The organism is Lelliottia jeotgali, assembly GCF_977070485.1.
Genome location: NZ_CDRVFO010000019.1, coordinates 83747 through 106239, shown reverse-complemented (window position 1 = coordinate 106239; position 22493 = coordinate 83747). Strand labels below are relative to the sequence as shown.

Genomic DNA, 22493 nt, shown 5'->3' with positions numbered 1-22493 from the left:
GATGAAGAAGAAGGAGGAATACGTAAGCAGAACGGCCTAAAGACCGTTGTTTTCAACCATAGAATCTCCCACAGGTACCGCGTTGTTCTCAAGAACAATGCATTAGGTGTGGGAGTCGGCTTGCCGGCGAATGGGCTGCAATGCAGCCCCAATCTTTCGAATCAGACCACGCCCTGGGCCAGCATCGCGTCCGCGACTTTGACGAAGCCGGCGATGTTGGCGCCTTTTACGTAGTTGATCTTGCCATCGGCCTCTTCACCGTAGTGCACGCAAGCATGGTGGATCGACTGCATGATGTGGTGCAGCTTGCTGTCCACTTCACCGGCGGTCCACAGCAGGCGCATGGCGTTCTGTGACATCTCCAGGCCCGAAACGGCCACGCCGCCGGCGTTGGATGCCTTGCCCGGTGCGTACAGGATGCCAGCCTCCAGGAAGATATCCACAGCCTCCAGCGTGGTCGGCATGTTGGCGCCTTCCGCTACGCAGATGCAGCCGTTACGCAGCAGCGTGCGGGCGTCTTCGCTGCCCAGTTCGTTCTGCGTGGCACACGGCAGGGCGATGTCGCACGGCAGGCTCCATGGCGTCTGGCCCTTGCGGAACTCCAGCCCGAACTGATCGGCCAGTTCGCTGATGCGGCCACGCTTGACGTTCTTCAGCGCCATCACGGCGTCCCACTGGGCGTCGGTCAGGCCGGCTTCGGCGTACAGAGTGCCTTCGGAGTCGGACAGCGAGATCACCTTACCGCCCAGGTCCATGACCTTGCGCGCAGCGTACTGGGCAACGTTGCCGGAACCGGAAATTGCTACGCGACGACCGTCGATGCGCAGGTCCTGACGCTTGAGCATTTCTTCGGCGAAGTACACACAGCCGTAGCCGGTGGCTTCAGGGCGGATCAGGCTGCCGCCGTAGGTCATGCCCTTGCCGGTCAGCACCGAAGTGAACTGGTTGGCCAGGCGCTTGTATTGGCCGAACATGAAGCCGATCTCGCGGGCGCCCACTCCGATATCACCGGCAGGCACGTCCAGGTCGGCGCCGATGTGGCGGTACAGCTCGCTCATGAAGGCCTGGCAGAAGCGCATCACTTCGGCGTCGCTCTTGCCCTTGGGGTCGAAGTCCGAGCCGCCCTTGCCGCCGCCCATGGGCAACGAGGTGAGGGAGTTCTTGAACACCTGCTCGAAGGCCAGGAACTTGAGCACACCCAGGTTTACCGAGGGGTGGAAACGCAGGCCGCCCTTGTAGGGGCCGATGGCGCTGCTCATCTGGATGCGGTAGCCGCGGTTGACCTGAACCTTGCCCTGGTCATCGACCCACGACACGCGGAACAGCACCGCGCGCTCGGGTTCGACCATGCGCTCGAGAATGCCGGCCTGCAGGTAGTGTGGGTTGGCTTCAAGGAACGGCCAGAGGCTGCGCAGCACTTCTTCCACCGCCTGGTGGAATTCGGGCTGGGCCGGGTCGCGCTGCTTCAGGCGCTCGAGGAAATGGTCGACAGATTCGATCATGGGTAGACATCTCACCAAGAGGGATTGGACTTATTGGTTTTTTCTGGAATGTACCAAGAAGCAATCGCACTGGAATAGGGCGAAATGTCGTTTTTATGAAATTATTTGGTGCTTTTTATGTAAGTGTATACAAAACAAGGTGCCTTCCGATGGCAGATCAGCCCTATTGTCGGGCCAGGTCACTTCATGCCAGGCACAAAAATGGGGCCCCTGAGGGCCCCATTCTTGTGCATCAGAAACCGGCTTACTGCGCCAGCTTCTTGTGCCGTACCCGGTGCGGCTGGGCAGCGGCGTCACCCAGGCGCTTCTTGCGGTCGGCTTCGTACTCGGTGTAGTTACCTTCGAAGAACACCACGTTCGAGTCGTCTTCGTACGCCAGGATGTGGGTAGCCACACGGTCCAGGAACCAACGGTCGTGGGAAATCACGATCGCAGCGCCCGGGAAGTCCAGCAGAGCTTCCTCCAGCGAACGCAGGGTTTCGACGTCCAGGTCGTTGGACGGTTCGTCGAGCAGCAGCACGTTGCCGCCCTCTTTCAGGGTCAGGGCCAGGTGCAGGCGGCCACGTTCACCACCGGAAAGGTCCTTGACGAACTTCTGCTGGTCGCCGCCCTTGAAGTTGAACCGGCCAACGTAGGTGCGCGACGGGATCTCGTAGTTGCCGATGCGGATCATGTCGGAACCATCGGAGATCTGCTGGAAGACGGTCTTGGCACCATCCAGGTCTTCGCGGCTCTGGTCCACACAGGCCAGTTGCACGGTCTCGCCGATCTCGATGCTGCCCGAGTCCGGCTGTTCCTTGCCCATCAGCATGCGGAACAGGGTCGACTTACCGGCACCGTTACCACCGATCACGCCGACGATGGCGCCTTTAGGCATGGCGAACGACAGGTTGTCGATCAGCACGCGGTCGCCATAGCCTTTGGAGACGTTCTTGAACTCGATGACCTTGTCGCCCAGGCGCGGGCCAGCCGGGATGTAGATCTCGTTGGTTTCGCTGCGCTTCTGGAATTCCTGCGACTGCATCTCTTCAAAGCGTTGCAGACGGGCCTTGGATTTGGACTGGCGGGCCTTGGCGCCTTTGCGCACCCACTCCAGTTCCTCTTTCATGGCCTTCTCGTGGGCGCTCTGCTGCTTGGATTCCTGCGCCAGACGGTCCGACTTGGCCTCCAGCCAGCCCGAGTAGTTGCCTTCGTACGGGATGCCGGCGCCGCGGTCCAGTTCGAGGATCCAGCCTGCGACGTTATCGAGGAAGTAACGGTCGTGGGTAATCGCTACCACGGTACCCGGGAAGTCGTGCAGGAAGCGCTCCAGCCAGGCCACCGAGTCGGCGTCCAGGTGGTTGGTGGGTTCGTCGAGCAGCAGCATGTCGGGTGCCGACAGCAGCAGACGGCACAGGGCCACACGGCGCTTCTCACCACCGGACAGGTGTTCGATGCGGGCATCCCAGGCCGGCAGGCGCAGGGCGTCAGCGGCGACGTCGAGCTGGCGCTCGAGGTTGTGGCCGTCGGCAGCCTGCAGGATGGATTCGAGCTTGGCCTGCTCGGCGGCCAGCTTGTCGAAGTCGGCGTCGGGTTCGGCGTAGGCAGCGTAGACCTCGTCCAGGCGGGCCTGGGCGTCCTTGATCACGCTGACCGCTTCTTCGACCACTTCGCGTACGGTCTTGCTCGGGTCCAGCTGCGGCTCCTGGGGCAGGTAGCCGACGTTGATGTCGGGCATCGGACGGGCTTCGCCGTCGAATTCCTTGTCGACGCCCGCCATGATCCGCAGCAGGGTCGATTTACCCGCGCCGTTCAGGCCGAGTACGCCGATCTTGGCGCCCGGGAAGAACGACAGGGAAATGTTCTTGAGAATTTCCCGCTTCGGCGGCACGACCTTGCTCAGCCGATGCATGGTGTAGACGTATTGAGCCAAAACCAAGCCCTCTAATCAGATAGGTAAAGACATCGACGATCGCCCCGGCCAGGTGGCCAGGCGGATGTGTTTACGGGGTGTCATTGAACAAAGTCGACCATTCTACGCCAACGCGCCGCGTTGCACAGGGTGGTCGGATGGTGGGGTCAACAGGGGCCGCTGTGCGGCCCATTGGCGGCGATGAGGCCGGTGCTGGCCCCACACCAATCAGACGTGACGCTGTTTGGCCTTGCCCCGCGGCAACCGGCAACGGTCGCCCTGCCCGGCCAGGCGCGCGGCCCAGGCGGATTTCACGCTGAAACCACCCTGGCGGGCAGGCTGCTCGGCAGCCTTGGCCGGCTTGGCGGCAGGCTTGTTCACGGCCTTGCTGGCCGGTTTCACTGCAGCCTGAGCCTCAACCGGAGCTACTGCCGCCTTGGCGGTCTTGCGCAGCTCGGCCAGCGACGGCGCCTTGGTTTTCGAAGCCGAAGCTTCAGGTTTGACCAGCGAACGCTGGCACGACTTGCAGGATACATCCTCGGTCACGGCAGTGCTGACAAGGGTCTGACTGCTGCGCCCACAGGCGGAATCGAGGCCATTGGTGGAAAAGTGAGTAACCAAAACCGAACATCTCCGATGCGTTGTCATTGAAGCGGGCGGCATTCTCGCACAGCAAGCAAGGCATTGCCGAACAGGCAGCCTTCACCGCGACCGTCGGCACCGACAGCGGGACTGGCACTTTGCCATAATGACAGGCATGCTAGCCCGTTTCGGGTATACGGCCTTATAGTGCGCCACCACGGTACGGCCGCCCAGGCACCGGTATACACCGTGCATATCAATCCCTGCCGTCGCCAGCCCAATAGCAGGACCAACGCTTGACCAATCTCAATCATCCGTCCTCGCCGCGCACCGTCACGCCGGCCCCAGCCGCTTCGGTGCGCGGCTCGGTCAAAGGTGCATTGGCCCTGCTGGCCTTGCTGCTGCTAGGTTTGCTGCTTTGGCAACTGTTCTCGCAGTTCCGCCACACCCAGGCCGAGCAGCGCCAGCAGCACCTGGACGCAAGCGTCGAACTGGCAGACCATCTGGCCCTGAACATGGCGCTCAAGGCCCAGCAGGCGCTGAATGTAGTGCAGCCGTATGTCAAAGCGCCGACGCCTGCCGCCCTGCCCAGCCTGCTCGACACGCTGCGCGAGCGCCTGCCAAACCTGCGCGACCTGGCCTGGCTGGATCACAGCGGGCGGCTACAGAGCGACAGCCTGGCCGGCAGCCCCGACCGTGCGCTGATTGACGAGCTGTTCAGGCTGAACCAGGGCCGGCCTTATTTCTTCGCCAACGCGGCGGACAACCGCACCGTCTACCTGCTGTTGCGCCAGGCCACCGAGCAGGGTCGCGGCTACTGGCTGCTGCGCCTGTCCAACGATTTTTACCGCACCCTGACCCAGCACCTGGATGGCCCCGGGCACCCCCTGTGGCTGCTGGAGAACAGCCGCAGCGGCGAGGTGCTGGAACGCCACGCTCCAGCGCAGACCAGCGACCAGCCGTTGCAAAGCGTGATGCTGGTCTTCATCGACAACAGTGTCTGGCAGCTGCGTGGTCTGTTCGATGCGGGCCTTGCCCAGCAGAAACTGTTGCCGGCACTGCTGGGCAAGTGCCTGCTGGCGCTGTTCTGTGCCCTGCTGCCGGTGCTGGCGCTGATCAACATGCGCCGCCGCCAGCGCGCCCTGCAGGAGGACCGTCGGCGCTACCAGGAAATCTTCGAGGGCACCGGCGTAGCACTGTGCGTGCTCGACCTCTCCAGCCTGCCCGGCCAGCTTGACCGATACCACCTGCGCAACCTCGCCGCGCTCAAGCAGAGCCTGGCGCTCGACTCCAGCCTGCGCCGCTCGCTGCTGCTGGAGCTGAAGATCACCGAAATCAACCAAGTGGCGCGCCAGCTGCTCAACGTCGACTGCCACGCAGGCGCCTGGCAACGGTTGATCGACGGCAGCGGCGACGGCCGTGACAGCGTCGGCATGCAACTGATCGATGCGCTGATCGAGCAGCGCCCGCTGCTGGAACTGGAAGTGCGCCTGCCCGCCCCCCTGGGCGGTGAGCTGCACCTATGGCTGATGGCGCGGCTGCCGGAACAACGCCGTGACTACCAGGCGGTGATCCTGAGCATCAGCGACATCACCAGCCGCAAGCAGGTGGAGCTGTCGCTGCTGGAGCGCGAAAGCTTCTGGTCGGACGTGGTGCGTACCGTGCCCGACCAGTTGTACGTGCAGGACGTGCTCAGCCAGCGGATGATCTTCAGCAACCGCCACCTCGGCGAGACCTTGGGCTACGACCGCACCGAGCTTGCGCAGATGGGCGAGCGCTTCTGGGAGCTGCTGCTGCACCCCGAGGATGCGGCGCACTACCAGGCCCTGCGCCAGCAGCAACGCGCCAACGGCCACGGCCAGTCACTGCATTGCCAGCTGCGCTTCCGCCACCGCGACGGCGGCTGGCGCTGCTACGACATCCGTGAACAAGTGCTGACCCGCGACAGCGATGGCCAGGTTACCCGCATCATCGGTGTGGGCAAGGACGTCACTGTGCAGATCGAGGCCAGCCAGTCGCTACGCGACAGCGAGCAGCGCTACCGCATGCTCGCCGAAAGCATCAGCGATGTGATCTTCTCCACCGACAGCAAGCTGCAGCTCAACTACGTCAGCCCCTCGGTGCAGGCAGTGCTGGGCTACAACACCGACTGGATCTTTGAAAACGGCTGGCAGTCGATCGTCGCCAACCCGTCCCAGCTCACCGGCATTTACAGCCTGATGGAACGGGTCAGCAAGGCCATGGGCGACCGGGAACAGCTGGCACAACTGCGCCAGCACCTGCCCAACCAGCTGTTTTTGTTCGACTGCCTGCGCGCCGATGGCCGCAAGATCCCTATCGAGCTGCGCCTGGTGCTGGTGTGGGACGACCGCGAGCGCTTCGAGGGTGTGCTGGGCGTGGGCCGCGACATCAGCCAGCAACGCCGTGCGGAAAAAGACCTGCGCATGGCCGCCACGGTCTTCGAACACTCAACCTCGGCCATCCTCATCACCGACCCGGCCGGCTATATCGTGCAGGCCAACGAAGCGTTCAGCCGGGTCAGCGGGTATTCGGTCAGCGATGTGCTCGACCAGCTGCCAAGCATGCTGACTGTAGACGACCAGCAGGAGGGCCACCTGCGCTACGTACTCAAACAGCTGCACCTGCGCGGCAGCTGGGAAGGCGAAGTGTGGCTCAAGCGCCGCAGTGGCGAGCACTACCCGGCCTGGGTCGGTATCACCGCGGTGCTCGATGACGAGGGCGACCTGGCCAGCTACGTGTGTTTCTTCACGGACATCAGCGAACGCAAGGCCAGCGAACAGCGCATTCATCGCCTGGCCTATTACGATGCCCTGACCCACCTGCCCAACCGCACGCTGTTCCAGGACCGCCTGCACACCGCCCTGCAACAAGCTGAGCGGCAGAAGTCGTGGGTGGTGCTGATGTTCCTCGACCTGGACCGTTTCAAGCCGATCAACGACTCCCTGGGCCACGCTGCGGGCGATCGCATGCTCAAGGACATGGCACTGCGCCTGCTGGCCTGTGTCGACGATGACGACACCGTGGCGCGCATGGGCGGTGACGAGTTCACCCTGCTGCTGCAGTCGCGCGCTACCCGCGAAATGGCGCTCAACCGCGCCATCCATGTGGCCGAGAACATCCTCGCCAGCCTGGTGCGGCCATTCGTGCTCGAAGGCCGCGAGTTCTTCGTCACCGCCAGTATCGGCATCGCCCTCAGCCCGCAGGACGGCGGCGAACTGAGCCAACTGATGAAGAACGCCGACACCGCCATGTACCACGCCAAGGAGCGCGGCAAGAACAACTTCCAGTTCTACCAGGCCGAGATGAACGCCAGCGCCCTGGAGCGCCTGGAGCTGGAAAGCGACCTGCGCCATGCCCTGGAGCAGAACGAATTCATCCTCTACTACCAGCCGCAGTTCAGCGGCGACGGCAAGCGCCTGACCGGTGCCGAGGCGCTGCTGCGCTGGCGCCACCCCACGCGCGGCCTGGTGCCGCCGGGCGACTTCATCCCGGTGATCGAGGAGCTGGGGCTGGTGGTGGATGTCGGCGACTGGGTGCTGCGCGAGGCCAGCCGCCAGCTCAAGGCCTGGCACAAGGCCAAGGTGCGTGTGCCGAAGGTGTCAGTGAACATCTCGGCCCGGCAGTTCTCCGACGGCCAGCTGGGCAAGCGCATCGCCACCGTCCTCGAAGAAACCGGCCTGCCGCCTGCGTGCCTGGAGCTGGAGCTGACCGAAAGCATCCTGATGCGCGATGTGAACGAAGCGATGCAGATACTCGACAGCCTGAAGGTGCTGGGCCTGAGCATTGCGGTGGACGACTTCGGCACCGGCTACTCGTCGCTCAACTACCTCAAGCAGTTCCCCATCGACGTGCTGAAGATCGACCGCACCTTCGTCGACGGGCTGCCCGAGGGCGAGCAGGACGCGCAGATCGCCCGGGCGATCATCGCCATGGCGCACAGCCTGAACCTGGCGGTGATCGCCGAGGGCGTCGAAACCCACGAGCAGCTGGAGTTCCTGCGTGAGCATGGCTGTGACGAGGTGCAAGGCTACCTGTTCGGGCGGCCGATGCCGGCCAGCCAGTTCGAGGCGCAGTTCAGCAACGAGACGCTGTTCATGTTCCAGTGATCCGGTGCCCGCCGGCGCGGCCCTGACCTGTTCAAACCGGACTTCAAAGTCAACTCCCGCCCCCATCCAGCCCAGGCAGGGCGCGGGATGCAACATGAAAGCCATTGGTCCGCGACTTGATGCCACTTCATATGCCAGGCGCGAATCAATCGGTTAGAATGCCCCCCCAATTCAGCCCGATCCTTGAGGACCGTTATGTTCAGCCGTGATTTGACCATTGCCAAGTACGACGCCGAGCTCTTCGAAGCCATGCAGCAAGAAGCTCTGCGCCAGGAAGAGCATATCGAGCTGATCGCTTCGGAAAACTACACCAGCCCAGCCGTAATGGAAGCCCAGGGTTCGGTCCTGACCAACAAGTACGCCGAAGGCTACCCGGGCAAGCGTTACTACGGTGGTTGCGAGTACGTCGACGTGGTCGAGCAACTGGCCATCGACCGCGCCAAGGAGCTGTTCGGCGCCGACTACGCCAACGTTCAGCCGCACGCCGGCTCCCAGGCCAACGCCGCTGTCTACCTGGCCCTGCTGTCGGCCGGTGACACCATCCTGGGCATGAGCCTGGCCCACGGTGGCCACCTGACCCACGGTGCTTCGGTCAGCTCCTCGGGCAAGCTGTACAACGCCATCCAGTACGGCATCGATGCCAACGGCCTGATCGACTACGACGAAGTCGAGCGCCTGGCCGTCGAGCACAAGCCGAAAATGATCGTTGCCGGCTTCTCGGCCTACTCGCAGGTCCTGGACTTCCCGCGCTTCCGCGCCATCGCCGACAAAGTAGGTGCCTACCTGTTCGTCGACATGGCCCACGTTGCCGGCCTGGTTGCCGCTGGCGTGTACCCGAACCCGGTGCCGTTCGCCGACGTGGTCACCACCACCACCCACAAGACCCTGCGCGGCCCGCGTGGCGGCCTGATCCTGGCCCGTGCCAACGCCGACATCGAGAAGAAGCTGAACTCCGCCGTCTTCCCGGGCGCCCAGGGCGGCCCGCTGGAGCACGTCATCGCGGCCAAGGCCATCTGCTTCAAGGAAGCCCTGCAGCCTGAGTTCAAGGCTTACCAGCAGCAAGTGGTGAAGAACGCCCAGGCCATGGCCAGCGTGTTCATCGAGCGTGGTTTCGACGTCGTATCCGGCGGCACCCAGAACCACCTGTTCCTGCTGTCGCTGATCAAGCAGGAAATTTCCGGTAAGGACGCTGACGCGGCCCTGGGCAAAGCCTTCATCACCGTCAACAAGAACTCGGTACCTAACGACCCACGTTCCCCGTTCGTGACCTCGGGCCTGCGTTTCGGCACCCCGGCCGTCACCACCCGCGGCTTCAAAGAAGCCGAGTGTAAAGAACTGGCCGGCTGGATCTGCGACATCCTCGCCGACCTGAACAACGACGCCGTCATCGACGCCGTTCGTGAAAAGGTCAAGGCCATCTGCAAGAAGCTGCCGGTGTACGGCAACTGATTGGCGATAGCCTGATGTGAAAAGCCCGGCCCTTGTGCCGGGCTTTTTCATGCCTGCGGGCAAGCCTTGCCATTGCAAGCCACAACAAGCGGGCGACCACAATTGCGGCGCATCGTATTACCCTGTGCACCCTCACGCCCACCGCGAACGCCAGGACGCCGCCTTGACCAGAGAGCAACTCGAAACCCATCAGATTGCGTTGTATTTCGCCGCCGTGCTCGCCGCCGCTGCCTTCGGCCTGCTGGCCACCGACGCCGCGCGCCACCTGGAAGCACTGGTCACCCCCGCCATCGCCGTGCTGATGTACGCGATGTTCCTGCAAATCCCCTTCCTCGACCTGCGCCAAGGCCTGGGCAACCGCCGCTTCATGGCCGCGCTGCTGCTGGCCAACTTCATCTTCGTCCCGCTACTGGTGTGGGCCGCCACCCGAGGCTTGGTCGAGCATCCGGCCATCCTCATAGGCGCCCTGCTGGTGCTGCTGACGCCCTGCATCGACTACGTGGTGGTGTTCACCCACATCGGCAAAGGCGACTCGCGCCTCACCCTCGCCGCCACCCCCGTGCTGTTGCTGGTGCAACTGGTGCTGTTGCCGGTGTACCTGGCGGTGATGCTGGGTGACAGCAGCGAAGTGGCGATTTCCATCACGCCATTCGTGGAGGCGTTCGTGCTGCTGATTGTGCTGCCGCTGATCCTGGCGGTGCTCACCTCGGCCGGAGCACGCCGGTCACGTAGCGTTTCTGTGTGGAATCAGGCCTGGGCGTGGATGCCGGTGCCGGCGATGGCACTGGTGTTGGTGGCAGTGATCGGCTCGCAGATTGCCGTGGTAGTGCGCGATTTCGACCGCCTGCTGCCGGTGATCCCGGTGTACATCGGCTTCATGCTGCTGGCGCCGGTGCTCGGGTTTGCCTCGGCGCGGCTGCTGCGTTTGCCGGTGGCCGAGGCCCGCTCGGTGACATTCAGCAGCGCGACGCGCAATTCGCTGGTGGTGTTGCCGCTGGCGCTCGCATTGCCCGAAGACATGCGTGCGCTGGCGGCAGCGGCGGTGATCACGCAGACGCTGATAGAGCTCATCAGTGAGTTGGTTTACGTACGAGCGCTCCCCGCGCTGATCCGCTGACAGCGCATGCCGGGGCGTTGCAGCGCCCCGCAAGCCAGCCCACCCGGCACTGCGTGGCCTCAGGCCACCGACGCCTGCCGCTGCATCCGCACGCTCAGCATGCCCGACAGGGAAACCAGCCACAGCATCAGGAACACGCCGGCGATAGCCAGGTTGGATGTCAACGGCAAGGCACTGACGATGCCTGAGGCAACGGCGCCGAACACCAGCATCAAGCACCCCTGCAGGCTTGCCGCTACCCCTGCCCGGTCCGGGAACAGGGACATGGAACGGGCCATGGCATTGGAGAAGATGAAACCTTGGCCAAAAGCGACCAGCATGATGCCACCCAGGATCGTCACCAGGTTCAAACCGCCCGGCATCGCGGCGATCACTGCCACACCGAGCAGGAATAGCGCCATCCCGGCCCACATCAAGGCATGCGCATTGACGTAACGGATCAGCACGCGGTTTACCAAGGTCCCCACCAGGTAGCAACTGCCTACCGCAAGCGCCGTGGTACCAAAGTACTGAGCGCTGTGCCCGAGGCGTTCCTGAACGATGTGCGGCCCGAACACGTTCCACAGCAAGAAGGCAGAGAAACTGGAACCGAGCACTACGACCGAGGAACGAAAGCGACTGTCGGCCAGGATGCAGCGGTAGCCTGCGATGGTCTGCAGTGCACTGCGCCTGCCCGTCACCGCCAGCGACTCCTTGAGCCCTGCCAGCACGAAGGCAAGCACGATCACCGCGTATACCGCATAGAGCACGAAGTTGTAGCGCCACCCCAGATGCACTTCGATCAGCCCACCGACGTAGGGCGCGATCACCGGGCCCAGGCCAAATGCCAGGCTCAGGTAGATGATCGCCACATAGAAGCGAGGCCCCTTGACGACGTCCACCAGCAAAGCCCGCGCGACCACCTGGCAAGCGCCAATAGCGAACCCTTGCAGCGCTCGGGCCAGCAGCAGCATTTCTATCGAGGTGGCAACCGTTGCCAGCAGGCTGCCGCCGAGGAACACCGCAAGGCCCAGCTGAACCGCCGGCTTGCGCCCGCGGGCATCGGCCATGACCCCGAAGAACAGCTGGCCGATCGCGTAGAACAGCAGGGTGATGGTGATGGTGTTCTGCATCAATACAGGGCTGGCCGACAGTTCCCGGCCGATGGAAGGAATGCTGGGCGCATACAGGTCGATGGCGATGCCGCCAACGCTGTTGATCAGCGGCGCCAGGAACACAATGAAATTCTCGTAACGCTTGGTCGCGTTCATGCTTACCTCCAGCACACCGGGCACAGTGGTGCCCGGCATGGTGATCAGGTCAGGCAGATGCCTGATTGGCGAAATGGGGCTGGGCGAGGCCTGGCGCAGGTGCACTCATCCAGATGCTGGGCGATGACAAACGCGACACCACCACCCGCGGCCTGTGGTCGTAATAGGAACCCCAGTTGACGGCTGGGTCCCGGACCCGCCCTCTGTCCGCGCCGCCCAGGTCTTCGAGGTTGTCGACGATCGGCGCCAGCAACTGGCGCACCTGTTCGGTAGCGGTCAGCACCACCAGGCCGAAGTTGCGCAGCGCCAGGGTCTTGATGACATTGTTGAGCAGGTACTTGCCTGCACCGCTGCCGCTGCGAAATGAAGCGAAGGCGCCCACTTCGGCGATACGGGCGCGGTCCAGCCCATAGCGCTCATCCAAGCCCTGATCCAGGTAATACTCACTGAAGAGCTTGCCGGAATCGCCGTAACTGATGCCGGCACAGGCATAGCCCGGGGCGCCACCGTTAGGGTCGGTCAGGCATACGAACAGATCGGGCTCAGGTTCTGGCGTTGCCTGGTAGTGCTTGAGGTAGTGCGCCCGCACCGCCTCTTGCAGGCATCGGTAGCCGGGCCGGCCTTTATAGAAATTACGCACGATGTACATGCTGGCTCCCTCGTACTCAGGCGTACATCTGATCGATGAAGCGGGCCTCGATTTCCGCGCGCCGCGGCCGCCCGGTGACGGTGTAGAACTGCTCGCGGAACAAAGCGATATCCTCGATGACGCGCACCTGGCGAACCCGGGCGAAATCGGCAAGGCGATGTTCCAGGCGCGCCATTTCGCTGCGTACGCGCTCCGCGCCCGCAGCACTGAGCACGATGGCGCACGGCTCGTCCCTGCCTTCCCCCATGACGATCATGTCGTCCACCAGCGGGCTCTCCTTGTAGACGTTCTCCACCCACTCCGGCGAGATGTTGCGCGCCGTGGAGAGGATGATCACGTGTTTCTTGCGCCCGGTGATGTAGAGGTAGCCGTCGCGAAATTCGGCGATATCACCGGTATGCAAGTAGCCGTCGGACAGGTCGCAGGCGGTATCGTCAGCGTTGTAGTACCCCGCGCACAGGGTCGGCGTGCGCACCAGCAGTTCGCCATCGACCAGCTTGGGTTCGATACCGTCGAGCAGCTTGCCCGCAGAGCCAATGCGCCGCTCGGCGGGCGAATTCAGCGAGATGATCGATGAGTTCTCGCTCAGGCCATACGCCTCGAACACCTGCACGCCGCGCGCTTCCAGCGCCTCCAGCACTGTGGCCGGAATCTTCGCGCCACCGGTGATGATGTGCGGCCGTTGCGGGCCGAACAGCTGCTCGACCGTGCAATGCTCAAGCAGCCCATTGGCCTCCTCAAGCAACTTGGGCGGCAGGTACAGGAAATTGGGCTGGTTGGGTGCAATCAGCTCCAGGTACTGCCGGGCATTGCCGCTCGCCGCGCCATATTCGGTCACGCCCTCGGGCATCAACGTCAGCGTACCGCCCGACAGGATCGGGATGAAAACGCCGAGCACCTGCTCGATCAACAAGCTCATCGGCACGATCGAGAAGTAGTGCAGCGGTTGTTGTGGCAGACGCTTCATGACGTTGTCCACCAACAGCCCCACCGCCTCGTCGCGAATCATCACCCCCTTGGGTTTGGAGGTGGTGCCTGAGGTATGGATGATCGAAACGATGCCCTCCGGGATCAACTCATCCTCGTTGCGCCACTCCTCGCCGATGGCCTGGTTCATCAGCTGGCCCGGAATGAAGCAGGCCTTGTCCGGCAGGATGCCGTGCAGGCGGTTGGCGGTTTTTTCATCGCTGACGAACACCGCTGCGGCCTTGCCCAGCAGGCTGCCGATCTGGTCGTCGGAAAACTCGATGGGCACCGGCAACAGCACCGCACCGACTTTCTGAATGGCCAGTAGCGTGTAGACCCACTCGTAGCATGAGCGCATGGCGATACCGAATACCTTGCGTTCACAGCGCCCCACACGCCCTTCAAGGGCACTGGCCAAGCGCATCACATCGCGACGCAGTTCGTGCAGCGTATGGGTGCGGCCATCCATCTCACGGATGACGATGCGGTCGGGCGTTGCCGCCAGGTAGTCCTGCATTTTCTTGCTGATCATTGGCCGTTACCTCCGATGCGGTAGCTCTGGGCGCCGAAAATGCGCCGCGAAGTGTCATCCAGCCGGCGGCGGCCGTGCATGACGCGGGTGTTGTCGATCACGACGATGTCGCCTTTCTGCCAGAAGTGGCTGTAGGTATTGCGCTCGGTCACTTCCTTGATTTCATCCCAGACTTCAAGGGCAATATCTTCGCCATCGGCCCAGGTAATACGCGGCGGCTCGTAATTGACGCTGGGGCCCAGCATCGAATTGCAGAAGGCCTTGCGACCACTGAAACAACTGGTTTCCACAGCGGAAATAATCAACTCCGAAGCAATCAGGTTTTGATCGATGCGCCGGTAAGTTTGCCCCGCTACTTGATCATTGACCTGCTGCAGGTGGTCATCCGTAATGGCGTCCAGCGGTAGCTGAAGTTCAATACTGAGGAAGCGTTTTACGTTCTGCCATGGAATACGCCGGGCATAACGTATATCGCGCTGCTCAAATAACTTTCGGGTTTTAGCCGACAAGTCGAACAACACCCGTTGGCCATCGCACAGGGTAGTTTGCGAACCGACCGAAGCCGCTTCCAGGCAATAGAACCACTGCAGGTCAGGGTTGAACGGCAGGTTGCCATTCTCGCGGTGCAGCCCCATCTCGTGCACCCCCGCCTCGATTTCCGCGGTGTTGGTGGTGGCCGCCTTGCGCGCCGGGTCAAAGGTGACGCGCGACGAGTGTGCGCTGACGAACTCATTGAAGTCTGCAAGGGTATCTGCGAAATCGCGGTAGATCACCGCACCGCTATGGGCCAGGTCTTCGTAAAGTGTTGCACCGCTGATAACCTCGCTGACGCGCATGTCACGGTCAACAGCAACTACACATTCAAAACCGTAGCAGGGTGTCGGTTGCCGATAATAAGGGAACACCCAGGGTTGAACTTGCGCCAACATGACTCATTCCTCCGTGAACTGTGGGTTCAGGTAGGCATCCGCTACCCGATGACCACACAGTAAGAGAAATGAGCACGCTGTTGGTTTTAAGAAATCTAAAGGCGTTGCGAAAATTTAAATATGCCGTGTCATCGTTCCGTCAACAGGGCTTCGGCCACTTGTTCGATCAACGAGCGCAAACTGGAAATATCCTTGCTGTCGCTGCGATCGCGTGCCCAGATCATGTCTAGAGTAAAACTGGGGAAGCCAAGCGGCGGTTGGCAGACTTTGACTTGCGGGGCGATGCGCAGGTGCGGCAACAAGCGCGCCGGCAATGCCAAGGTGGAAGGCACAGCGGCAACGATGTTCACGCAGGCCTGATAGCCGTTGGCGCGCACCAGCACATTGCGTGAACGGCCGACCTTGTCCAACCAGCTGTCGACCATGTTCTTTTCCGAGACCCATGGCGTAGGGAAGACATGGGGCGATGCACAGAATTCATCGAGGTTCATGGCACCTTCGTTGGCCAGCGTTTTCTGGCTGGTCAGGCACACGAAGTCGTCATTGAGCACAGGCTGCCACTGCAATTCGGGATGCATCTGGTGATAGCCCGGGCCAAAACCGATGGCGATGTCGATTTCGCCGGATATCAGCCGGTCCACTGGCAAGTCACGGCTCAGGCGGTCCAGGTGCAGCGAGGTATTGCCGTGGGTGCGGGACAACACCGCCAGGGCCTGGGGCAGGAATGACAACTCAAAATATTCCGGGGCGCAGAGCCTCCAGATTTTGCGCACGGCCTGCGGCGAAACCGTGCTGTCGTCTTCCGCGCAGCGGTTGACCGATTCAACCACCACGCGCAGGTAGGGCGCGATTTTCTCGGCCTTGGTGGTGGGCAGCAGCACGCCCTGGGAAGAAGCGAACAACGTGTCATCGAAGCAGCCACGCAGGCGCTTGAGGCAATAACTGACGGTAGGCTGGCTGACGCTCATCAACTCGGCGGTGCGCTTGGCGCTGCGCAACTCGAGCAGGTTGAGAAACACCACGATGTCCTGCAGATCCAACTGCTTGAGGTAGTTGCTGTGCAGCATGAAAATTCCTCCTGAATTTTCCAGTTCATTGGCTGGGCGCCCCTTCGCCAGGCAGACACGCGAGCATCTGCTTCAACAGCTGCGCAAACCCTGCGCGCTGCTTCGCACTCAAAGGGGCCAGTACCAGCTCCTGAATCTCAGTATGTGTAAGCAGAGCCTTCTCAATCAACACCTTACCTGCCGCGGTCAGTGCAACCTGGTAGCTGCGCTTGTCGTGGTCGTCGGCAATACGTTCGACCATGCCGGCGCTTTCCAGCCGGGCCAGCCGGTTGGTCATCGCCCCGGATGTGATCAGCAGCGAGCGGTAAAGCTCGGTTGGCGTCAGGCGGTACGGCGCCCCTGCCCTTCGCAGCGTCGCCAGCACATCGAACTCGCCTTCCTTGAAGCCGTACTGTGCCAGCGCTTCGGCACGCATGCGCTCCAGATGCTTCTGGATGCGCGCCATGCGCCCGAAAATCTCCATGGATGTGACGTCCACCGAGGGCATCGCCTGCGCCCACTGCGCGACGACGAAATCCACATGATCGTTCATAGCTCCCCTTCACCGGGCAATTGATCAATTGTTAACCCGCGCAAACTCCTGAACTCCGACGCCTTTAAACTATCTTAACGTTAAGTTATCTTGCTGACGATACGACTGAAGGATCAGGAGAACACATGGCATTTTTCATACACGGACCGCATCGGCACTACTACTACGACTCAGGTGCTGGCAGCCCAGTGCTGCTGCTGCACGGCCTGGGCAACAGCGGGCGCGCCTGGGCGCCCCAGGCCAGTGCGCTGCTCAGCCTGGGCCACCGCGTTATCGTATCCGACCTGCTGGGCCACGGCGCGTCCAGCGAAGCGCCCGAAGGTATCACGGCCCATGCCCAGGCACTGGAAATGCTGGCACTGCTCGACCACCTGGGGCTGGAAAGCACCCACCTGATCGGCCTCTCCCTGGGCGGCATGGTGGCGCTCGAAATGGCCTGCCATGCACCTGAGGCCGTACAGCAACTGGTGGTCGCCGGCACATTCGCCAGCATGAACAGCACGTACCGCCAGGGGTTGCTGAACGACTGGGCCGCAAACCTTGCGCAAGCGGACGGCTGCCTGAAGCGGTTCAAGGCCACCTGGCCGGCGTTGGTTGGCGCTGATTATGCCGCCTCGGCCGAAGGCCAATGCCTTTACCAGGCCTGGCACGCCCAGGCTGCTCAGCTGTCAGCGCAAAGCCAGATCCGCTGGTGCAATGGCATGAAGCGCTACGACCTGAGCGATCAATTGCCAGCAATCCAAGCGGCAACCCTGGTGCTCGCCGCCGAAGGCGATCTCATCAGCCCACGCTCGGAAGCCGAAGACATCACCCAACGTATCGACCATGCCCGCCAGATCACCCTGCCGGGTGACGGCCACGTATTCAACATTCCGTACGCCCAGGCCTTCAACCAGGCGATATGCACCTTCCTGCAGGAGCCACTCCAACATGCGTGATCTGCCAAGCAAAGCGTGCATCGGCCTACTGGCCATGCTGATCGGCTTGAACCTACGCCCCATCATGGCGGCCATCGGCCCCTTGCTCGGCACCCTGCAACAAGACCTGGGCCTGAGCAACGCCCAAGGCGGCCTGCTGACCACCCTGCCAGTGATGATGATGGGGTTGTTCGCGCTGTCCGGCCCCTGGCTGCTGCGCCTGGTAGGTGAAGTGCGAGGTGTGGCGATGGGTATCACGCTGATCGTCATCAGCTGCGCCGCACGGGCCTATATCACGTCCGGCACGGCGCTGATCGCAACAGCCGCGTTGGGCGGGGTCGGCATTGCGGTCATCCAGGCTTTGATGCCCGCGTTCATCAAGCGCAGCCACCCGCAAAGCGCCGGCATGCTGATGGGGCTGTTCACCACCGGCATCATGGGCGGCGCCGCGCTGGCCGCTGCCTTTGCGGCGCCGGGTGCCAGCACCTTCGGCTGGCAACTGACGTTGGGGGTTGCAGCCTTGCCGGCGCTGGTCGGCTTGATCGCCTGGTTGCTTGCCGCCGGCAGCGACCCCGGTAGCCACAGCGATGCCACCTTGCCGTACCGCAGCGGGCGGGCCTGGTTGCTGTTGTTGTTCTTCGGCATTGGCACGGGTGCCTACACCCTGGTGCTGGCCTGGTTGCCGCCGTTTTATGTTGAATTGGGCTGGACGGCCACCCAGGCGGGTTACCTGCTTGGCGCCCTCACCGTCACCGAGGTCGTCGCCGGCCTACTGGTTTCAGCCCTCATTCAGCGCTACCCAGACCGCAGACAGCCGCTGACCGTGGTGATACTGCTGTTGCTTGCCGGCCTGGCCTGCCTGATGCTCGCCCCCGTGCAGCTCGCGGTGGTGGCCACCCTGTGCCTGGGGCTTGGCATCGGCGCATTGTTCCCGCTGTCGCTCATCGTCACCCTCGACCACACCCACTCGCCAACCGAAGCCGGCGCCTTGCTGGCGTTCGTACAGGGCGGTGGCTACCTGATCGCAGCGAGCATGCCACTGATCGCCGGCATCGTCCGTGACCAGCTCAGTTCGTTGCACTGGGCCTGGGGGATAATGGCCATCGGTGCGGTGTTGTTGCTGGGGTTGAGCACGCTGTTGCGACCGAAGGCCGTGCAGTTGCCAGGTGCGGCGCACGAAGCGTGAGCGGGTGAGGTTTTAATCGAAGGGCACGCTGTGTGGGCGGGCCTCCGGTACGAACCGGAGGCCGCGTTCGCGGTTCAAGGCAGGGACGGTTTACAGGCTAAAACGCATGATCAGGAGGTACCTGAACGTGCCCTGTAACCGGATGAGCCCCTCCTTAGCAGGCTTCGCCCTTCAACAGGCTCACTTTCGCGCACTGCTCACTGGCCAGCTGGCTGATGATCCGTATGGCTTGGTGGATACCTGCGGTGTTCCGGAAGCTCAAGTGAGGGTTGTGTTCACACTCGAGCATCTCGTCATGCTGCACCAAGGCTTCGCCGAGCAGTTCGAGAGTCCAGGCGTAGCTCTGGATTGTGGACAAGCGTTCCTGGTCAGTCATGGGGCACCTGCTTGGGTGCGCTGTGCGGACGGGATGGGTCGTAGATGGGGTAGAAACGGTGGGGTTCAGGAGCCGGCGAAGGGCGACGGCGGCGGAGAACGGATGCGAGGATCCTGGATAGACTTACGGTAAGCATGCATGAGGTCCTTTTCGGTTGGAGCACCACGCTGACCGTCGCCAAACGATTAGGGTGGCAGCTGTACGCAGGTTGGCGAACCGAGGAAAAGGAACCCGGCAGACCCGAGGGTCTCCCACGCACAGCCGCCATTACACGAGACAGCGGACGCAAAAAAAGCGCCTGCAATCGTGATCGGGGCGCCGTTGCGCCTTTTCATACGGGTCGCCAAACCCGGTCGCACAATTGGTTGCGACCCGATGAATTTATCCCTCCAGGCCAGCTTCCGCAAGGTTCAGTGTGGTCCGAAAGTGCATCATGAGCCGTAGGAGTTGTCACGACAGCACGCCATAGCGCGCTAGGGCGCGACAATCATGCTGAACTGTCACGGCGCCCGCAAGGATCAGGCTTGGGATGTTACTCAGCACCCTAATCGCTACTTCCGGCAGGATTGGGGGGTGGCAGCTTTGTATGGGGTAGGAATACCGGGGAACTTGGAAACCCGGCCAGGCCGAAGCCTGCCCACACACAGCCGCCATGACATGAAACGGCGCCTCCCCCAAAAAGCAAATGCAGTGGGTGAGTTCGGGTGGCGGCGGTACGCGGGTTGGCCGACTGGAGCGAAAGGAATCCAGCACACCATCAGGTGTCCCGCGCAGCACCGCCATAGACGAAAAGCAAGCCTGGCAAAATGCCGCCTGGATGCCGATGAGCTTTTCGGCTTCTACGAATCAGGATCGCGTCGCCAATGATTCGGCGACTGGAACAATCTATCCCCTTAGTGATCGCTTTCGCAAGGGTGCTAGCACGAGGACAAGTGCCACTTGTTCAGTAGGAATTAACTAACCCGAATTGGCAATCGCGTTCATGCTGTAGCTAGTTCGGAACGAGCTCCTCAAGTACTTTAAAAAGGTTCTTCACGGATTGCCGTGGAAGTGGCGAATTTGGGAGTGCGTGCCGAGGCCTTTTGCGGCGCCCCGTAGATCATGCGCCGTGCCGGGGATCGTGTCCCGGTAAGTCGCAAAGCGCGAGAATCCGCACCGCACGGTACTGTCAGACCCGGATTTCCTTCAGCCAACCATTTGTAAGCTCACAGTCAAAAGCCGCCGGGTCGAAGATATCCCCATGCCATTCCATCATGGCCTCATGCTCTGGGTGATTGGGGTCTGCCATGGCTTGAAGAAACTCGGCATAACCCGGCTCACCGCCCACATCTTCCGGCGGGCAGGCATTGGCACCATCGACGCAGTACGGCACCTGCGGACAGGCGATGGCGGGCAGCACTTTCACGACTTTGATCCGGTGATCCCAGCCGTCACCAAAGTCATACACATAGCGGAAACTCTTCTTCCCGCACAAAGCTTTGACCAAGGTCTTGCGCGCTTCCGGCTTTACCGGCGGCCCCCAGCCATCGGGGTCGGGTATGCCGTAATTCTCACCGGCAATTTCAAATTCATGCAGGTGCCCACCCTCCCATCCCATCACGACCTGGATCACTGAATGCAATCTGCCCAGGGTGATGTTTTCCGGTACCGCCACGCGGCGCCAGATGGCCGGCTCGATGCATTTCAATTCAATGTGCAGCAACAACAGGTCGGCCGCGGGTTTGGGCAAGCGAACAGTTTTGGCCATGGGTAAGGCCACCTCGCAGAGTTCAGTAGGGCGAAAAAACCGTACCACGGGAGGCAGTTTATCGACCCAATTGATCGGGTGTTCGGCGATGCGCTCCAAGATGACGGCCGCAGCGAGATTGGATGGGTAGCAGGGCTGCAAGATTACGGTGGTTCAAGAAATGCAGCGGCCGCCTTGCGGCCCTTTCCGACCGGCCCGGCGCCCCGGCAAGGCCGCGCCAGGGTGGCAAGATCAAGCTGGATTCGGCACGAACCTGCGATTTCTCAAGGCCTATCGAGAGGTTCAGGAATGAACCCCTGCTCTCTCAGCGCCTTGATTACCCCACGCACCAGATAGTTGCTGGAGAAGCCAATGGTGTATTGCCTCGCCCCCGGATTGACCGGCAAAAGCATGCCTTGCTCTACCAGATTTTTAATCTGATACGTTCGTTGGTTAGGGGTGAGCGTTGGAAGCGCCTGAGCAATATCACTTGATTTCACTACCTTCATCTTTATCACGCCGACAAGGATCCGTTCCTCGGTCTCGGTAATCCATTCCCGACTGCGTGCAAAGCTCACCGCTGGGTGCAGAATGCATTTAGTGAGATAGCCATAATCGGTGAGCTTGTCCACCTTCTCCAGCTCATCCCGAATGCCTTGCAGCACATAGGTACACCATGCTTCCAAGCCCGCGATGGTACCGGTATCAGCCACCCCCAGCATGGTGTAGTACTTGTCTCGGTCATTGCAGAACACTGCCGTGGGATTGAGCACTCGGCCACCCGAGTTCACGTTAAAGCCGTACTTCATCAACAATGCATAGGTCAGCAGCCTTACCACCCGCCCATTGCCATTGCCGAATGGGTGAATCCAGCCGAAACGGTGGTGCGCCAGGGCGACCTTCATCAGGGCGTACTTAGGCGAGTCGTCACGATTGATGAAGCTGACCAACTCTTGCATGTACTGGGGCACCAGCACACCTTCCGGAGGTAGATGCTCCGCCTGCGCGATCCTGACCGCGCCTTCCCGGTAGGCGCCAGGCGTTTTATCGCCTTCGCGCCGCAACCCGTGCACGGTCATGGCGTGCAGCTCTCGAATCGTATGCTCTGTCAGGTCTTCACCGGGCTTAACCACCTCTTCGATGTAGTCCATTGCCTTCTCGATGTTGGCAATTTCCAGCAACTGGTCGGTGCTCTCGGCTTTGCCTTCGACCTTGCTGTCAATGTAGTCGGCCAGCGTGGTGTGGTTGCCCTCGATTCGAGCAGACCCCAAGCTCTCCAAGGTATGGAACAGCGCCTTGAGCTGAAAGAACACCTGGGGTGGGGTGTCTCCCTCCAACCTCAGTCTGCGCAGAAACTCGAGTTCGGCCAGAACGTCAACCAATGGCGAGTCGAAGGAGGGGTTCAGCAGCTGCAGGTCGTAGTGGGAAAACTGGGGCATCTCAAAATTATCTCTAAACAGAAAAACCATTATCTAGAAAAAATTCGGCATTTGCCCAGTAAACGTTGGCTAAAACCGAATCAACAGATAACCACTATCTAGAAAACCGTGCAACCCTAAGTGGAAAACCGCACCCCATTAAGTCAAAGCACGCAGATTCACAGCGTAAAAGACAGCCACAAAAAAGTTCTGGTGTCAAGTCCTTTGTGCAAATCACGCAGGACTTGAAACCGTATATGGGACAGTAGGTTAGCTC

The 22493-nt window shown here is 61.7% G+C and carries 17 protein-coding genes; 5 read left to right on the top strand and 12 right to left on the bottom strand.

The features are described from left to right. Positions 1 to 161: 161 nt before the first annotated feature. From gdhA to ACW4TB_RS23235, 3 genes are all read right to left on the bottom strand, one after another. On the bottom strand, positions 162 to 1502 hold the full coding sequence (gene gdhA / locus ACW4TB_RS23245) for an NADP-specific glutamate dehydrogenase (protein ID WP_012316310.1): 1341 nt from the start codon (positions 1500 to 1502) through the stop codon (positions 162 to 164). Positions 1503 to 1746: 244 nt separating this feature from the next. Next, positions 1747 to 3414: an energy-dependent translational throttle protein EttA gene (ettA, locus tag ACW4TB_RS23240; protein ID WP_012316311.1), complete on the bottom strand. Its 1668-nt coding sequence runs from the start codon at positions 3412 to 3414 to the stop codon at positions 1747 to 1749. 207 nt (positions 3415 to 3621) lie between these two features. Next, a complete protein-coding gene (locus ACW4TB_RS23235) occupies positions 3622 to 4014 on the bottom strand; it encodes a hypothetical protein (protein WP_254466556.1) in 393 nt (130 codons plus the stop codon). Between the two features lie 257 nt (positions 4015 to 4271). On the opposite strand from ACW4TB_RS23235, the gene ACW4TB_RS23230 reads away from it, so the two are divergent. From ACW4TB_RS23230 to ACW4TB_RS23220, 3 genes are all read left to right on the top strand, one after another. Further along, positions 4272 to 8102: a sensor domain-containing protein gene (locus ACW4TB_RS23230; protein WP_012316313.1), complete on the top strand. Its 3831-nt coding sequence runs from the start codon at positions 4272 to 4274 to the stop codon at positions 8100 to 8102. A gap of 195 nt (positions 8103 to 8297) precedes the next feature. Then, the gene (gene glyA, locus ACW4TB_RS23225) at positions 8298 to 9551 is read left to right on the top strand and encodes a serine hydroxymethyltransferase (RefSeq protein ID WP_012316314.1); all 1254 of its coding nucleotides are present in this window, start codon (positions 8298 to 8300) and stop codon (positions 9549 to 9551) included. 163 nt (positions 9552 to 9714) lie between these two features. After that, entirely contained in the window at positions 9715 to 10668 is a 954-nt protein-coding gene (locus ACW4TB_RS23220; protein WP_279933666.1) for an arsenic resistance protein, read from the top strand. Positions 10669 to 10727: 59 nt separating this feature from the next. Here ACW4TB_RS23220 and ACW4TB_RS23215 read toward each other — a convergent pair whose 3' ends face one another. The 6 genes from ACW4TB_RS23215 to ACW4TB_RS23190 form a co-directional block, all read right to left on the bottom strand. Beyond that, positions 10728 to 11918 carry a multidrug effflux MFS transporter gene (locus ACW4TB_RS23215; protein ID WP_012316316.1) on the bottom strand — a complete coding sequence of 397 codons (1191 nt, stop codon included), beginning with the start codon at positions 11916 to 11918 and terminating at the stop codon, positions 10728 to 10730. A gap of 49 nt (positions 11919 to 11967) precedes the next feature. Further along, positions 11968 to 12567 carry a thermostable hemolysin gene (locus ACW4TB_RS23210; protein ID WP_279933665.1) on the bottom strand — a complete coding sequence of 200 codons (600 nt, stop codon included), beginning with the start codon at positions 12565 to 12567 and terminating at the stop codon, positions 11968 to 11970. Between the two features lie 16 nt (positions 12568 to 12583). Next, positions 12584 to 14065 (bottom strand): AMP-binding protein, encoded by a 1482-nt coding sequence (locus ACW4TB_RS23205; protein ID WP_012316318.1) that lies wholly within the window; start codon positions 14063 to 14065, stop codon positions 12584 to 12586. Beyond that, entirely contained in the window at positions 14062 to 14994 is a 933-nt protein-coding gene (locus tag ACW4TB_RS23200) for a TauD/TfdA family dioxygenase (protein WP_012316319.1), read from the bottom strand. Before ACW4TB_RS23200 ends, ACW4TB_RS23205 begins: the two co-directional genes overlap by 4 nt. Before the next feature lie 128 nt (positions 14995 to 15122). Next, positions 15123 to 16061 (bottom strand): LysR family transcriptional regulator, encoded by a 939-nt coding sequence (locus ACW4TB_RS23195; RefSeq protein ID WP_012316320.1) that lies wholly within the window; start codon positions 16059 to 16061, stop codon positions 15123 to 15125. A gap of 25 nt (positions 16062 to 16086) precedes the next feature. Next, the gene (locus ACW4TB_RS23190; protein ID WP_012316321.1) at positions 16087 to 16593 is read right to left on the bottom strand and encodes a MarR family winged helix-turn-helix transcriptional regulator; all 507 of its coding nucleotides are present in this window, start codon (positions 16591 to 16593) and stop codon (positions 16087 to 16089) included. 125 nt (positions 16594 to 16718) lie between these two features. On the opposite strand from ACW4TB_RS23190, the gene ACW4TB_RS23185 reads away from it, so the two are divergent. After that, positions 16719 to 17531 (top strand): alpha/beta fold hydrolase, encoded by an 813-nt coding sequence (locus tag ACW4TB_RS23185; RefSeq protein WP_279933664.1) that lies wholly within the window; start codon positions 16719 to 16721, stop codon positions 17529 to 17531. After that, positions 17524 to 18696: an MFS transporter gene (locus ACW4TB_RS23180; RefSeq protein WP_279933663.1), complete on the top strand. Its 1173-nt coding sequence runs from the start codon at positions 17524 to 17526 to the stop codon at positions 18694 to 18696. The genes ACW4TB_RS23185 and ACW4TB_RS23180 overlap by 8 nt, the downstream gene beginning before the upstream one ends. 154 nt (positions 18697 to 18850) lie before the next feature. On the opposite strand, the gene ACW4TB_RS23175 is transcribed toward ACW4TB_RS23180, so the two are convergent. From ACW4TB_RS23175 to ACW4TB_RS23165, 3 genes are all read right to left on the bottom strand, one after another. After that, positions 18851 to 19072 carry a hypothetical protein gene (locus tag ACW4TB_RS23175; protein WP_012316324.1) on the bottom strand — a complete coding sequence of 74 codons (222 nt, stop codon included), beginning with the start codon at positions 19070 to 19072 and terminating at the stop codon, positions 18851 to 18853. A gap of 1168 nt (positions 19073 to 20240) precedes the next feature. Further along, positions 20241 to 20819 carry a plasmid pRiA4b ORF-3 family protein gene (locus ACW4TB_RS23170; RefSeq protein ID WP_279933662.1) on the bottom strand — a complete coding sequence of 193 codons (579 nt, stop codon included), beginning with the start codon at positions 20817 to 20819 and terminating at the stop codon, positions 20241 to 20243. Between the two features lie 263 nt (positions 20820 to 21082). Beyond that, positions 21083 to 22237, bottom strand: coding sequence for a Fic family protein (locus tag ACW4TB_RS23165; RefSeq protein ID WP_125923372.1), 1155 nt, complete (start codon positions 22235 to 22237; stop codon positions 21083 to 21085). Positions 22238 to 22493: the final 256 nt, after the last annotated feature.

Bases quoted from the DNA above. Each gene is read 5' to 3' on its own strand.
- gdhA (WP_012316310.1), bottom strand. From the start codon at position 1,502: ATGATCGAATCTGTCGACCATTTCCTCGAGCGCCTGAAGCAGCGCGAC.
- glyA (WP_012316314.1), top strand. From the start codon at position 8,298: ATGTTCAGCCGTGATTTGACCATTGCCAAGTACGACGCCGAGCTCTTC.
- ACW4TB_RS23215 (WP_012316316.1), bottom strand. From the start codon at position 11,918: ATGAACGCGACCAAGCGTTACGAGAATTTCATTGTGTTCCTGGCGCCG.
- ACW4TB_RS23210 (WP_279933665.1), bottom strand. From the start codon at position 12,567: ATGTACATCGTGCGTAATTTCTATAAAGGCCGGCCCGGCTACCGATGC.
- ACW4TB_RS23205 (WP_012316318.1), bottom strand. From the start codon at position 14,065: ATGATCAGCAAGAAAATGCAGGACTACCTGGCGGCAACGCCCGACCGC.
- ACW4TB_RS23200 (WP_012316319.1), bottom strand. From the start codon at position 14,994: ATGTTGGCGCAAGTTCAACCCTGGGTGTTCCCTTATTATCGGCAACCG.
- ACW4TB_RS23195 (WP_012316320.1), bottom strand. From the start codon at position 16,061: ATGCTGCACAGCAACTACCTCAAGCAGTTGGATCTGCAGGACATCGTG.
- ACW4TB_RS23190 (WP_012316321.1), bottom strand. From the start codon at position 16,593: ATGAACGATCATGTGGATTTCGTCGTCGCGCAGTGGGCGCAGGCGATG.
- ACW4TB_RS23185 (WP_279933664.1), top strand. From the start codon at position 16,719: ATGGCATTTTTCATACACGGACCGCATCGGCACTACTACTACGACTCA.
- ACW4TB_RS23180 (WP_279933663.1), top strand. From the start codon at position 17,524: ATGCGTGATCTGCCAAGCAAAGCGTGCATCGGCCTACTGGCCATGCTG.
- ACW4TB_RS23175 (WP_012316324.1), bottom strand. From the start codon at position 19,072: ATGACTGACCAGGAACGCTTGTCCACAATCCAGAGCTACGCCTGGACT.
- ACW4TB_RS23170 (WP_279933662.1), bottom strand. From the start codon at position 20,819: ATGGCCAAAACTGTTCGCTTGCCCAAACCCGCGGCCGACCTGTTGTTG.
- ACW4TB_RS23165 (WP_125923372.1), bottom strand. From the start codon at position 22,237: ATGCCCCAGTTTTCCCACTACGACCTGCAGCTGCTGAACCCCTCCTTC.